This is a genomic window from Serratia sp. Ser99 (genome assembly GCF_024519545.1).
Classification (GTDB): Bacteria; Pseudomonadota; Gammaproteobacteria; order Enterobacterales; family Enterobacteriaceae; genus Serratia; species Serratia liquefaciens.
In genome coordinates this window covers 245329-259558 of sequence record NZ_JALJRT010000001.1, presented here as the reverse complement: position 1 = coordinate 259558, position 14230 = coordinate 245329, and the positions used below count along the sequence as shown (strand labels likewise).

Genomic DNA, 14230 nt, shown 5'->3' with positions numbered 1-14230 from the left:
TTATTCGTTGAGGCAGCTTTTATCGATGCTGATAAATTTGTCGTTATAGATAATAAATTTCTGCCCTTTCTGGCGAATACCGGCATGAGTCAAAGTATCGCCAGGACGAAGGTATTCGGTTACCCCTTCTTCATCGGTACTGTCGCAACCGGGCTTGATCAACAGCTTGAAGTAGGTGTTGCCGGTATTGGTGACGGTACCGCGCTGTGAATCGAGCCGATAGGCAAAATTGGTCTGACGTGGCCGCACCACCAAAATGGTGTCCATTACCACGATTGGCTCCAGCGTCACGCCAGTTGCCTTTTGCCCTGCGGGATCGAATAAGCGGGTCGGAATTTCTCGGAACGATACCCGGTAATAGCGTTCGCGGTTATCCTGCGGCCCGCGGTAAAAGAACTTGTAATATTCGCTCTGTCCCGCCTGCAGCTGGAGTTGACGAGGGGCAAACAGCAGTTCGCCATCGGCCGGTTTGCTCCGCGTTTCGCTATCACCCGGCCGATCAATGGCCCGCAGCGTCACCTGATAAATACGCGCGCTGCGGTTATTGTTCAGCACCCGCTTGGCGGTGAAGGATTGGTCCTGATCCATGGCGAACGTCAGGGTGCCAACGTTAATCGCGCTGGCATAAAATGGCAGGCACAATAGCCCGAGCAGCAAGCTTCTCACAGCCTTTCCCCTAGTTAATGTTGCGCCAGGTGGCTTCAACATGGATCTCACCGGCGGCGCTAACGTCGCCGTACCAACCATTACCTTCAATCGTCCTCAGTGAAATCGGGTTATTCATCGGAATACTGAATTTCACCCGTGTTTTGTTTAACACCCCTACCTCGCCGGAAATGTCATTCCACGGCGTACTGCTCCATAACGCATTCGTCATGTCATGCCACTGCCCATCGCAGCCGGCGTCATAATCCTGCTGCCCGTTGGTGCTGGTAGTGATGCTCAGCGTCGCCGGGAACGGTACTTTGGTGCTGTTATCCGCCGAGGAAAAAATGCAGTAGCTTCTGCCGCTGAGGGCCTGTGTCGGGCCGGTGGCCATGACTCTCACCTCATCGGCAGCGGTTTTACCACTGGTGGTAACAATATAAGTAAACTCCAGCGGTGGCTCACCCGGTCCAACGTAACCTTCACGATGAGGGGTATTGTCATAGTCGTCAGAAATAATGCTAATGCTGAAATCGCGCGGTTTAATAATCAGCTGGTTTGAGGTGGAAAACTCATACCAGCCGGACTCCGGCGACGTGGTGTTCTGGAAGCGGAAGTTAATCAGGTCGCGAGTGCCACTGTCGGAGATCCCCAGCTTCACCATCTGCTTAAAGAAGTTGCTGGCGAAAAAGACGTAGATGGCATTGCTGCTTTTCAGCTCGTTAAAGGTGTAATAGCTGCCGGTACCGGAAGTGTTTTTCCAGGTGTTGCCGTTCAGACTGAACTGCAGGTCGGCGGCGTTAACCGCCGAGGACAGCGCCGCATGGTTAATGGCCGGGAACACGTGAATCGAGGTATTGCTGACGCTGCCATCGGTCTGCAGATCGTAGCTGACCATTTTGCACATGATGCCGGCGCGCGCACCGATAGTCTGGTTTTTACAGTCGGCATTTCCCTCACCGATGATCGGCACGCCGTCGCTGTTAACAAACACTTCCGATACCGCGTTGGTGTTGATAAAGCGCAGATGCGCGGCCTTGCTGTGGGTCACGGTGCGTTTATACCAATTACCGCTGGCCTGGTTCTGGCACCGTCCCCCAGCGCCGGCATCATAAGTGGCCGAGGTCTGGCAGCTGTTAATCTGCATGCTGAATGCATCGCCGGGGGCCATCTGCTGCAAATATTGGTAGAAACTCGGCGACATCATGCCGTGCATCCATTTTGCGCCGCCCGGCGTCACCACCGCACCATAAAACCCTTTTTCATCGGTGCTTTGCGGCAGGATCAGGCTGGTGTCCATATTACAGCCCGCATACCAGTTAATGCAGCGCAGGCCGAGGAACGGATTTTTTATCGGGGCATTTTCCAGCCACATGTCAAAGCGGTTGTTCGCTGACAGGCCGGTGTTATAACCATTGTCCACATAGCCCAGGCTCTGCTGATAAATAGTCCCGGAGCCGCCGTATTTCAGGCCGGTCCATTTATTCGCACCGGTCATGCGCGGATCCAGCACCCCGGACGGCGTAACGAAAAAGTTGTCGTCGGCGTTGTTTTCAACGAACACGAACTTCACGGTCGCGGCGTTTGGCCAGTTGGTAACGGTAACCGCCGCACGCAACGGCAGGGCCACCCACAGCATAAGCAGCAGCGCAATTTTAGCCTTCATTGATCGTTTCTCCTGCCTGCATATTGTTGCCGGCATAGGTTTTCAGCCCGGTACAGACCACGTCACCGACCCACACGGCACCCTGAGCCTTGCTCAGATCCAGATCCACTTCGCAGCTCTGGTTACCGCTATGCGTAAAGTCGATAACCGGGAATTTCTTATCGACATCCATAATGAATTCGCCTTTGTCATCGGTGCGGGTGCGCCCGATATGGTTTTTGATATAGGCGTTGGCCAGCAGCGTGCCGTCTTCAGCCTTGATGCGACCGAACACCGTCACCATCTGTTTAATTTCTGGCGTGATCACCGCCACGTTACCCGGATACAGCGTCAGCTTGCTCTTGCGTTTGGTGACGATATCGAAGCTTTCCGCCGAGTTTTTATTGTTCATCAACTCCACTTCGTACTGACCGTACGGCGACAACGGCACATAGTTTTTATTGCCAGTCAGCTTGACCGTCCGTCCGTCGACCCGGGCGGTCAGCATGCCGTCGTTTTCAATACCGGTATTAAAGATGATGCCTGCATTGCCTTCGCTTCTGCCGCTGACCGCAATATCACGCCCCTGCCAACCCACGCTGCCGCTGGCGGACAGGCTTGAGTTGACGTAACCGTCGGCGGAGCTGCTGACGTTGACCGTACCGGCGGAATATTTGGTATCAAAGCGCGCGTATGCACCGCCGTTAAGGCTGTTATCGCCGTTGGTGTCGCCGGATATCGCCCGCGACAGGTTGGCGCCGAGGGTGCGGATCGGCCCGTTTTGAATATCCTTGCGCGCCGCCAGGTTAGCCGTGGTATAGCCGTTTTGATTGGAAACTCCTGCGCTAAGCCAATTGCCCATCGGCAAAGAGAAGTCCAGCGCAATATATTTACCGGTATTTGCGCTGTAGCCACCGTTGTTATAGCGCTGTATGCCAGCGCGTACGCCCAGCGTACCAAAGCGGCCGGTAAACACATTTTGATAATAATCGGCGTTATAGTAATGACTGTTGTTCTTCTTATCGTCGTTGTAGCTGAGACTCAGGCTACCCAACGGCGACCATAGCGCACCAAAATTCATCGTGCCGCCGATGGCACGGTTATATGCATCGTTTTGCAGCAGTTTGTCGCCAATCGAGGTTTTTTCCTGATTGATCCACACACTGCTGAAACCGCCAGGCAGAGCTGCGCTGACGCTGTTAACCATGCTCCATGAGCTGTCGGAGGCCGCCATGTTCTGCAGGTTGAACTGAATCGACTCGGTGAGCGGTACGCTGATGCGGCTTTCACCGACCGCGTTGCTGTCAAACGAATAGCCGGACAGCGCCCAGTTGAGCCTGTTTACGTTGCCGGTAGCAGAGGCACCCAGCAGATAAGAATCTTTCGCCGGTCGCTGACGTTGGTTATCACCGCGCCAGTCGTCCATACGGATCATTCCGCCCCAAAACTGCCAGGCCAGCGGCGCATTGGCACCACGATTGGGGCTGAACAGTTTGTTCACCCGCTGCATGCGCTTATCTACCACCTTGCCGTTGACCACCACTTCGACTTCGACGTCATAAATGCCGTAAGGCAAGTTACCGGTATCCACTTCATGGTTACCCATGGCAAAATTTTGTACGCTGAGCAGCCGCCCTTCACGCGACAAGTGCACTTCCCCCGCCGATGGAAAAAATGCCACGATCGGCGTCAGCGACTGGCTGTTATCAAAAACGGTAGAGTTGGCACGGTTACCGTAGGACAGGCCGTAGATCTTGCTGGAGTTGATGGTGGTGACCGGCCCCAGCGACTGCAGGTTCCAGCTGTCGAGCATGCCGGCGGCAAAGCGGCGGCCGGCAAAATCGCGCTCGTACATCGCCTTATACAGCGTAGCGTTTTCGTCGCCGCTGCCGATGCCGTAAATCGAACCGTTCACTTCCACGTGGTGCTCGCGCAAAGCGGTAACGCTGTTGAGTGACAGGTAACTGGAAGTGTTGCCCTCGCTGGCACGGGTGCGGTTATCGTAAATACCAAGGTTATAGTCCAGCGTGCTGCTGACGGCATTGACGCTCGACGCGCCAATGTCGCTGGAGCGCGCGCGGAGCAGGGTTCCCATCGCGGACGCTTTCACCACCAGCTGTAAATTGAGCTGGCGGAAATCCAGCGCCAGCCAGGCGTCGGGCGTCAGCGCAATACGCTGCTGCCGATCAAATGCGGTCTCCTGCAGCGCCTGCAGCTGTTTGATGGTTTCCGCAGTCAGCGGTGTCCCCTCGTCGCCCTCTTCCAGGGTAATTTGGCGAATTTTTAGTTGGTCGTTTTCGAGGTACAAAAAGGCATGGCCAATACGGCGGTCGTCTTTTACACCGCTGTTTTTTTCAAAGTGCAATAGCAGGGGGATGCTCATGCCTTCGCGCAACGCCAGGCTGAAGGTCTGGGGGATCAAGACGCCATCAATCTGGGTCAGTCCGGCAGCCATCGTCGTCTGACCCGGCAACAGCACGGCAGGAAGCACAAGCGCGCCGGCGGCAAGCAGGGTTTTTAACAACACATCATCCAGCGCACCTTTCACATCCACTCCTTGAATTCTTGTTATGAGTTCCATTCCGCATAGGCTTTGCCGTGGGTTACGCAGTCCGTTATTTCACCGGGATAAACTGGTCGCCATGCCACAGCGCAACGCGACCCTTCTTGTCGCTGACGTCCACCTTGCTGAAAGCTCGAGCCTTGCCTGGCATGACGAAATAGTTTTCCTTGCAGTCACTCCCCTCTTTCTTGTCGCGGCAATTACCGTAGGCCACCACCTTAAAGGTGGCGTTGCCGGTGTTTTTGATCTGGCCGTCGGCAAACTGATAGTCGAATTGATCCTGCCGTGGCGCCACCACCAAAATGGTGCCGATACGTGCCGATGTGGTGGCAACCGCGTTGCGTTTAGCCGAGTTTTTCCCCACATCGCTCAACGCCTGATCGAACCAGACAATGCGGTAATACCGTTCCTGGTTGTCGCTGGGGCCTTTGTAATAGAAACGGATCACGTCGCTGGCATTGGCCGGTAATATCAGGCTGGCCGGCGACAGCAACATTTCATCTTTACTGCCCATCGGGAGCACCGTGCCGGACTCCAGCGGGCTGGAAATTCGCTCGATCTTGATATTCACCAGACGACCGCTGTCGGTGGTGTTCTTGATTTCTTTACTCAGACGCGCGCTATCGCTGTGCATGAACGAGCTGATCTCACCGACGTCAAGCGCGAAAACAGGTTGAGACAGCGATAGCAACAGGCAGGCGGCGAGAGAGAGTCGTTTCATAACGGTATTCCAGTGACGTTCTTCAGCGGGGTGGAATAAGCAGGGGATTGCCCCCTGCTCTAAACCAGCAACTCGGGGATTACGCAGTCCAGGTGGCGTTGAATTCCACGCTCACATCACCGCTCCAGATACCTTCCGGCAGGGTGCTGAAGTCGGTGACCGCAGTGGTACCGTCAGAGGTGGCGCCAATAATGGTGAAAGTGAACTGATCTTGTGCGCTGGTGCGGACAGCCTGATTGTAAGCGTTGGATAACGCGCTCAGGTTGCCGCCCAAAATGCCGGCAGAGGTGTCGATCATGGTGGTTTCCGCCGTTTTCTCTACCGCTGCGCCGTTGTAGTTCACGCCGACATTCAGGGTTGAGCCAGAGGTATCCAGCTGAGTCAGGGTGTTTGAAACCAGTTTAGAAGTCAGTTTGAAGGCAGTTGCAGTGGCATCCCCTTCTACGGTCACGTCAAACAGACCTTTCTGGCTGTTGAAACCCTTGATGCCTTCCGCATAGTTGAAAGACAGGCTGCCGATTGGGGTAACAACCAGTTTGCTGGTGGTGTCTTTCTTCGCGGTAGCAGACCAGGTAGCCAGCGCCTGAGCGGTAACGTCGGCGGCTTGAGCAGTGCTGACCGCAGCGAAGGCGGAAATGATTGCCAGAGCCAGTGTAATTTTCTTCATGGTAAAACTCCCTTCAACTTTAAATATGATTGTGCGTCCATTAGCCTGACGTGCCTTAATCAGTCACTTGCATGAGTGCTTTTAGCCAGTCTGCTTGACGGAGAAAAGAGTAACCGCATCAAATCAAAAAAGAACCATTAACTACCAATTGTCAAATATTTAGATTTTTATTCTTACTTTAATGTTTATTTTGCTTCCAGTAAGTTAAAAGGGCCATGTAATGATGCTGCAGGGAACAAAATACCTATTGTTTTCATCCCCTCTTAAACCACGTTAACGGTATATAAAACGCACTATTGCGTCAGCGCATAAATAAGGGTGACAAGTTTATTTTTGTAGGATGTTTAATTTGATGCAGATCAATTCATCTGGATGACTGGCAGGAAATAAAGGGATAAGCGCTTGGAACGAGAAAGTATTAAACCGCCGGCGCGGCGTGTGCCATTACAACCGACGGCGAATTTTTAGGCCGGGTGTTGAGTCCTGAAGGCCAAAATCAGGCGCATAAACCCTGCTTGATTAAGCCTCAGCTTACGCATGATATTCAGCTTATGGCTACTGACCGTTTTACAACTGCGATGGGTAATACTGGCGATATGTCGCGGATTGGCGCCGGCGATCATCATCGCCAATATTTGCCATTCGCTACGGGACAAGGGCTCTACCGCGGATATCAACGCTTTCTGAATCGCCGGACTACGGTAACTTACCCCCGTGCCGACAGCGTCAATGGCCTGATACAGGCAAACCAATGGATCGTCTTTTGCCACCAGGGATAAATGCGTTTGAGCAGCCAGAATGGTCAATATGCTGGCATTGGTCACTTCAGTAAATATGATCAGTGGCGTCTTGGGCCAAATATCCTTTATCGTCAGGATGAAATGTAATACATCATACAAACTCTCACTTTCATTATACAGCTCCATTATGAGGATTTGTTTCTCATTCTCCTTTAACCCTGCCTCCACTGCCCTGATGCTGTGCACAAATTGGTAGTGTATGGGTTCGGTTCCAATAAGTGCCCGTAATCCTTTTCTCACCCAGGGGTTGGGTTCGAAAAAGAGAATGTCCTCCCTGAAAGAGATATTTTTCATAATCTATTACCATAATTAGGTATCACAAAAGCGGTTGGCGCGGAAATGCAAGGCAGCGCCGGCTAGCAAAATATAAGGCTTGCATCAAACAAATGCTGCATTATTAACCAGGTGGTGAAAATTAAGTATTTAATATCAAGACAATAAAGATTGGTGGCATATTCCTTTCCCCCGGGGTGGCGTTCATCCTGACACCGATTGATGATTAATTAAGAATTGCGGCGTTGTCGCTTTCGAGCCCAGAGCAAATCTCTACCCGATGTTCGCGTAAAATGCGACAGCGCAGAAAAAACAGTCGAGAAATGCCCGAAATGTAAGAACGTACCTGATTGCTGCGTACTACCAACAGGAATTCGTCACCGCTGCACTCTGCCGTTTGCGGGCCCGCATAGGCCAGAATGTCGCGACTTAGAGCAGCACTGACGGCAGCTGAGGCGCCCGGCATCGACATAAACACCTTACAACTGCTGACTTTGCCCAGATAGATTTCTTGCCGGGAAACCGAGCCGGTGAGATAGGTGGTAATGCCAACCGCCAGCATAATTACCCCCAATGCCACTACGCTGACTATCGCCCACCAGCGCCGGGAATACCCGGTATAAACCGCTTCGGCTGCGGCTGAAGAGCCTGACGAAGGCGCGATTTCCGCTTGAACCGGCGCCGGTGGAGGGGAATTTATATCTCCATTTACGAAACGATCTTCCGGCCCTTCGCAAGACTCCACCCTAATTTCATATCGCAGCATAAAACCGACCTTGGGGACGGTGACAATCACCTCGTCCTCAATGCCCAGATTTTTAATAACCCGACGTAATTTACTCACACATTGGTTAAGATTATTGTTGCCTGACACCATGCCATAATCATCCCAAACCTTCTTGAATATTGCCTCCCGCCCCACTGGCTCGCCATGATGCGTAATCAATAGCAGCAGTAACCGCTTCGACGGATTGGAAATAGAGATGGGATCGTCAGGAAAATCTGTCAGGCTCATGGTTCCCGTATCCACGTCAAAAATGATGTGGTCATTAATTCTATATTTCATTTTTCACAGGTTTCACTCTAGGATTATTTATCGCCGGCGTTAAATGTTAATAGAATATTAAGCAATATTTAATCAGGTTAATTAGCCAACCTTAGCCACTGACCCTTCTGAAAATCAATTAACGCCACAAAGTAAATATTTCTCACCTTATCATTTTTGATATAAGAATTTTCTCATATGCCATAACCAAAGATTATACAAACATCCACATCATTGATATATTTATATGTAAAAGATCTTAAAGTTAGTTTTTTGTTTTGTAAATTACCGCCTTTAAGCTGAAAATTCTCGTCATTCCTTTAATGCAAGCAATTTTAATAACAACATAATGATGAGTGAATTTTGCCAAAAGGGGTCGCCGCCAAAAAACCGGGCCTAGGCCGCAACATTGCCCTAATTCTGGTCAGAATTAATCTTTTGATCCGGAGGTGATTGGGTTAGCCCAGCGGTAAATGAAAGTAAATAGTTTCGACCAGGCCGGATAAACGGATTTGGCCGCCCCAGCCAATCAAATCCGGCGTGGGAAATAGGCTATTCTTGCGCGGGGAATATCAGGCTGAAGGTGATGCGAGCAGTATTTTCTTCGACAACACAATGGGCGTGCGCTGTGCCGCCATGCAGTGTCATTATCGCACGGACGATCGCCAGCCCCAGTCCGCTGGCATGGCTGCCGGAACTGCGGGCGGCATCGGCACGATAGAAGCGGTCGAACAATTTGTTCAGATGCGCCGGGGAGATCGGCGGGCCCTGATTGATAACCAGTATCGCCAGCCCACCATCGGCCTGACTGACAGCCTGCAGCTGTACCTGACTGTTTTCATCGGCATAGCGTACCGCGTTGGAGACCAGGTTACTCAATGCGCGCTGAAACAGCATAGCATCCGCCATCCATTGCCCTTCTCCCTGGCAGACCAACGTAATGCCGCGTTCTTCCGCCAAACCTTCGAAGTAGTCAGCCACCCGTTGCAGCTCTTGCGCCACATCAAGCCGCTTAGGGTTCAACACCGCTTGCCCTTCGCCGGCGCGCGCCAGAAATAGAATATTTTCCACCATACGGGAAATACGCTCCAGCTCCTCCATGTTGTTCGACAACAAGGTTTCATACTCTTCCACACTGCGCGCCTGATACAGCGCTACCTGACAGTGCCCCATCAGTGCCCCTACCGGCGTGCGGATTTCATGGGCCAAATCGGCGGAGAATTGCGTCAGGCGCAGATAACCTTCATTCAGGCGATCCAACATGGCGTTGAACGAACGGGTCAGTTGCTGCAATTCCTTCGGTACCCCGTGCTCGCTCAGGCGAGTCGACAGCGTGTTCGGGGTGATCACCGCCGCCTGCGCCGCCATTCGCCACAGTGGCTGCAGTCCGCGGCGCATCACCCAGTATCCCAGCAATGCAATCAGAATAAATGCCACCGCGACGGCGGCGACGATCCGCCAGAGATAACGCGCCAGCATCTTCTGCTCATTGACCATCACATGGGCAGCCGAGATTTGCAGCAGGTTACCGTCCTCCAGCCTGACCAGTGCCGATGCGGCACGCAATGGCACTCCTTGAGCGGTCATTCCGCCTTGAACCGCGCTCAAGCGCTGCGGCGTGCCGACCGGCGTCGGGATCACCGGTGGCAGGATCAACCTCGCCGGATTCACGTTGATTAACGGTTTTTTCCCCGGCTGCTGAAAAATCAGCACGTCCTGTTCGTTACCCAGCATATTTTCGAACAGGCCGGTATTCGCCGTCAGACGCTCCAACGGAAAACGCTGACTCAGCAAATTGCGGTAATACTCCACTCGGCCGGTAACCTGCAAATCGCTACGGGTAGTCATCTCCTGACGCATTGCACCGTACAGGTACCCCCCCGCGCCGCTAACCACCAGAGCCGCCACCAGCGCAAACAGCATGGCGCTGCGCAACGTCAGTGACAAGACGCGCCAACGCTGGATCACGGCCTTCATGAACGCGGTTCGCAAACGTAGCCGATACCACGCACGCTGTGGATCAGCTTGACCTCGAACGGCCGGTCAATCTTGGCACGCAGCCGCTTGATGGCGACATCCACCACGTTGGTATCGCTGTCAAAGTTCATGTCCCAAACCTGGGAGGCGATCATGGTGCGTGACAACACCTCCCCCTCACGTCGTACCAGAAGATGCAACAACATAAATTCTTTATTGGTCAGCGCGATCACCTGCTCCTGCCGCACCGCTTTACGGCGCAGCACGTCGAGCTGCAGGTCGGCTATTACATAGTGATCGGCTTCACGTACCGTGCCACGCCGCAGCAAAGTGCGCAGACGCAACACCAGTTCCGTAAAGGAGAAGGGCTTAATCAGGTAATCATCGGCACCCAGTTCGAGGCCATGAATGCGATCCTGCACCCCATCTCGCGCGGTCAGAAATAGAATGGGCACATCACTTTTCTTGCGCAGTACCTCGATAATCTGCCAGCCGTCCAGCCCCGGCAACATTACGTCCAGCACGATAGCGTCATAGCCGTGTTCCAGTGCCCGAAACAGGCCGTCGGTGCCGTTACGTGCCAAATCGACGCTGTACCCCGCCTCTCCCAGCCCCTTTTTCAGGTAATCACCCGTGCTGATGTCGTCTTCAACCACCAGTATTCGCATTATCGCCACCTCATGACTCTTGCGGAAATACTAGCAGTTCTGGCGGACATTCTTGATGACATTAATGTCATCAAACGGACATGGTGCTGTCCCCGGTGTTCAACCATGCTTAACCGGCAACCTAAACAAAGGAGAACCTTATGATTACCCGTCATCGTTTTGCCGGTTTACTGCTTTCCACTCTCATGCTGTGCAGCGGTGCGGCCGCCGCAGTGCAAACCCCAGGCAAGGTGATTGCCCCGCTGCGTGGCGTTATCGATCAGGTGAGCGACACCAGCCTGCAGGTCACCGATCGCAAAGGGGAAAAGGTCAGCGTCAAGCTCAATGACCAGACCCGAGTGCTGAGCGTGTCGAAGGGCACGCTGGATGATATCAAGCCGGACAGCTTTATCGGCACCGCTGCCGTACCGCAGCCGGACGGCTCTTTGAAAGCGTTGGAAGTGCACGTGTTCGCAGCCAGCCTGCGTGGCACCGGCGAAGGCCACTCGGCCTGGGAATCCGCCGACGGTAAGGTCGACACCATGACCAACGGCACCGTGGGCAAACTGGTGAAGTCCAACGGCCGCACCCTGACCGTGACCTACGGCAACCAGCAGAAAACCGTTAACGTGCCGGAAGATGTGCCGATCGTCACTCTGGATCCCGGTGACCGCAGCCTGTTGAAACCGGGTGCGCATATCGTGTTGTTCTCCGCCACGGACGATAAGGGCGAACGCGTCGCTACCCGCATATCTGCCGGCAAAGACGGTACCGTTCCACCGATGTAATTCAGGAGTGCATGATGAAAAGCAACGCGCCGCGGCCGGTGCATCGCTGGCCGGTCCGCCTGACCCATTGGATTAACCTGTTCGCCATGGTCTGCATGTTCATGAGCGGCTGGGAAATCTATAACGCTTCGCCGCTGTTCGGCTTCCGCTTTCCGCCGCAAGTCACGCTCGGCGGCTGGCTGGGCGGCGCGATCGGCTGGCATCTGGCGGTGATGTGGCTGCTGGCCTGCAACGCGCTGTGTTATGTCTTGTGGAGCCTGTTCAGCGGCCACTTGCGGCGCGATCTGCTGCCGCTTGGCCTCGGCGCGCTGCGGCGCGATATCTGGCAAGCCGTGACGCTGCGGCTCAAACATCAGCATGGTCATTACAACGCCATTCAAAAACTGATGTACCTCGGCGTACTGTTTCTGGGGCTGCTGCTGGTGCTCTCCGGGCTAGCCATTTGGAAACCGGTGCAGTTACAAGGTTTAGTTAGCCTGTTCGGCGGCTTTGACATTGCGCGTTACGTACATTTTTTCGCCATGGCAGGCATTGGCTTTTTTGTGGTGATTCACCTGCTGATGGTGATTATCGTGCCGCGCACGCTGTGGGCAATGATAACAGGTGGCAAACATGACGGATAAAAAACAGCGCCCCATGGCACCGGGGCTGGAGCCGGCACAAAAGAAACAGCTGGTTAATTTGCAGCGCCGCCTGATGCTTCGCTCCGGCCTGACGCTGGGTGGCGTCGCCATGCTGACCGGCTGTAACCTGCAGGACGGTGACCAGGTGGATAAAGTGCTGTGGGCAATGTCTCGCTGGAACGATCGGGTGCAAGCCTGGCTGTTCAACGGCCAAAAGCTGGCGCAGACCTACCGTTCGGATCAGATTACCCATCCGTTCCCGTTCAACGCGTATTACCCGGAATACAACGTTCCGGAAGTGGATCTCGCCAGCTACCGGCTGGAAGTCTCCGGTAAAGTAGAAAAAAAGGCCCCCTGGACGCTGGAGCAACTGCAACGCCTGCCGCAGCAAAACCAGATAACCCGGTTAATCTGCATCGAGGGCTGGAGCGCCATTGGCCAATGGGGTGGCGTGCCGCTGCGCAATTTCCTGCAGCACATCGGGGCGGATCTGAACGCCCGTTACGTCGGATTCAAATGCGCGGATCGTTACTATTCCAGCATCGATATGGCCACCGCACTGCATCCACAAACCATTCTGGCGCTGGATTTCGGCGGCAAGGCGCTGCCGGCCGATTACGGTTACCCGCTGCGGCTGCGGGTGCCGACCAAGCTGGGCTTCAAGAACGCCAAACATATCGCCGCCATTTTCGTCAGCGATACCAATCCCGGCGGTTACTGGGAAGATCAGGGCTATAACTGGTTCAGCGGCATTTAATTTCTGCGTAGCGCTGCGCAGAGAGCTCACCCCCGCTGGTGCATTTATTCCGACGCTGTTATTACGAGGCTATGTTCAGCTTTTCTCCCCGGTCGTCATCAGCGTGATATCCGCCTGCATGATCGCCTCTCGCGCTGCGGCGGGCAGATTATCATCGGTAATAATCGCGTCAAATACCGCAATCGGCAACGCCAGATAGGTGGCTATTTTACCGTATTTTGAGGTATCGCTGAGCAGGATACAGCGGCGACTGGCGTCAACGATGGCTTTCTTCACCATCACCTTATCTTCATTGGGCGTCGACAGGCCGCGCATGCTCCAGGATGAAGCGGAAATAAACGCCAGGTCGATAAACAACCCACGTAGCGCCTGAGCCGCCGCTTCACCAACGCAGGAACGGTTCTCGCGGCAGACGGTGCCGCCGGTGTGAATGATCTTGCACTGGCTGTGTTCTATCAGGTAGCCCGCAATCACAAAATCATTGGTGACCACCGTCAGATCCTCGCGCTCACTGAGGTGCTTTGCCAATGCCAGCGTAGTGGTGCCCGCATCCAGATAAATGCAGCTGTTGGGCGGGACCTGCCGGGCAGCCAACTGACCAATGGCCGCTTTCTGTTGGCTGTACATCCCTTCCTTATCCTGATGAGAAGGTTCAATCGCCACCCGTTCAGCAGATTGCACCCCGCCTGACACTGCCAGTACCGCGCCCTGCTCCTCCAGTTTTTGCAGATCGCGGCGAATCGTCATATGCGACACTCCCAGCCGCTCGGTCAATTCGGCAATACTGACCACCCCGCGTTCTGATACCAGCGCTAAAATTTGCTGATGGCGTTCTACAGGTATCACGGTTCCCTCTCTTTTTACCGCAGTGATAATAATTGTGATTTTACGTCAATTTTCGTTCGATGAAAGCAGCCATTTTGCAGGTCGTGAGATCGCTCATGGTATCGATGACTTATTTTTAAATATTTTTAAAACAGTGAGATAACTCGACATCTACCTTTTTAAACGCATCAATTAAGGCTCCACTTAATGTTAATAATTGTGATATCGATCGCTGACTCAGCGCATCAATGCGC

At 53.7% G+C, this 14230-nt stretch carries 13 protein-coding genes; 3 read left to right on the top strand and 10 right to left on the bottom strand.

What is annotated here, in order from left to right:
- From NR114_RS01305 to NR114_RS01265, 9 genes are all read right to left on the bottom strand, one after another.
- Positions 1-708, bottom strand: coding sequence for a fimbria/pilus periplasmic chaperone (locus NR114_RS01305; protein ID WP_048761595.1), 708 nt, complete (start codon positions 706-708; stop codon positions 1-3).
- On the bottom strand, positions 677-2311 hold the full coding sequence (locus NR114_RS01300; RefSeq protein ID WP_115059434.1) for a hypothetical protein: 1635 nt from the start codon (positions 2309-2311) through the stop codon (positions 677-679). The genes NR114_RS01305 and NR114_RS01300 overlap by 32 nt, the downstream gene beginning before the upstream one ends.
- Positions 2301-4826, bottom strand: a complete 2526-nt coding sequence (locus NR114_RS01295) for a CS1-pili formation C-terminal domain-containing protein (protein ID WP_306217647.1) — start codon at positions 4824-4826, stop codon at positions 2301-2303. The genes NR114_RS01300 and NR114_RS01295 overlap by 11 nt, the downstream gene beginning before the upstream one ends.
- Before the next feature lie 79 nt (positions 4827-4905).
- Positions 4906-5574: a hypothetical protein gene (locus tag NR114_RS01290; protein WP_116690885.1), complete on the bottom strand. Its 669-nt coding sequence runs from the start codon at positions 5572-5574 to the stop codon at positions 4906-4908.
- A 79-nt stretch (positions 5575-5653) separates the two neighbouring features.
- Positions 5654-6241 carry a common pilus major fimbrillin subunit EcpA gene (locus tag NR114_RS01285; protein ID WP_020825939.1) on the bottom strand — a complete coding sequence of 196 codons (588 nt, stop codon included), beginning with the start codon at positions 6239-6241 and terminating at the stop codon, positions 5654-5656.
- Between the two features lie 464 nt (positions 6242-6705).
- Complete coding sequence (locus tag NR114_RS01280; RefSeq protein ID WP_020825938.1) at positions 6706-7335, bottom strand: LuxR C-terminal-related transcriptional regulator; 630 nt, start codon at positions 7333-7335, stop codon at positions 6706-6708.
- A gap of 205 nt (positions 7336-7540) precedes the next feature.
- Positions 7541-8329, bottom strand: coding sequence for a winged helix-turn-helix domain-containing protein (locus tag NR114_RS01275; protein ID WP_256813899.1), 789 nt, complete (start codon positions 8327-8329; stop codon positions 7541-7543).
- Between the two features lie 582 nt (positions 8330-8911).
- The gene (locus NR114_RS01270; protein WP_256813898.1) at positions 8912-10336 is read right to left on the bottom strand and encodes a heavy metal sensor histidine kinase; all 1425 of its coding nucleotides are present in this window, start codon (positions 10334-10336) and stop codon (positions 8912-8914) included.
- Positions 10333-11004 (bottom strand): heavy metal response regulator transcription factor, encoded by a 672-nt coding sequence (locus NR114_RS01265; protein WP_020825935.1) that lies wholly within the window; start codon positions 11002-11004, stop codon positions 10333-10335. Before NR114_RS01265 ends, NR114_RS01270 begins: the two co-directional genes overlap by 4 nt.
- Before the next feature lie 140 nt (positions 11005-11144).
- On the opposite strand from NR114_RS01265, the gene NR114_RS01260 reads away from it, so the two are divergent.
- From NR114_RS01260 to NR114_RS01250, 3 genes are read left to right on the top strand one after another with little or no spacing between them, the layout of a single operon-like run.
- Positions 11145-11771: a hypothetical protein gene (locus NR114_RS01260; protein ID WP_256813897.1), complete on the top strand. Its 627-nt coding sequence runs from the start codon at positions 11145-11147 to the stop codon at positions 11769-11771.
- 14 nt (positions 11772-11785) lie between these two features.
- Positions 11786-12394 (top strand): cytochrome b/b6 domain-containing protein, encoded by a 609-nt coding sequence (locus tag NR114_RS01255; protein WP_256813896.1) that lies wholly within the window; start codon positions 11786-11788, stop codon positions 12392-12394.
- The gene (locus NR114_RS01250) at positions 12384-13151 is read left to right on the top strand and encodes a molybdopterin-dependent oxidoreductase (protein ID WP_129983556.1); all 768 of its coding nucleotides are present in this window, start codon (positions 12384-12386) and stop codon (positions 13149-13151) included. The genes NR114_RS01255 and NR114_RS01250 overlap by 11 nt, the downstream gene beginning before the upstream one ends.
- Before the next feature lie 75 nt (positions 13152-13226).
- Here NR114_RS01250 and ygbI read toward each other — a convergent pair whose 3' ends face one another.
- Positions 13227-13997 (bottom strand): DNA-binding transcriptional repressor YgbI, encoded by a 771-nt coding sequence (ygbI, locus tag NR114_RS01245; RefSeq protein ID WP_256813895.1) that lies wholly within the window; start codon positions 13995-13997, stop codon positions 13227-13229.
- Positions 13998-14230: the final 233 nt, after the last annotated feature.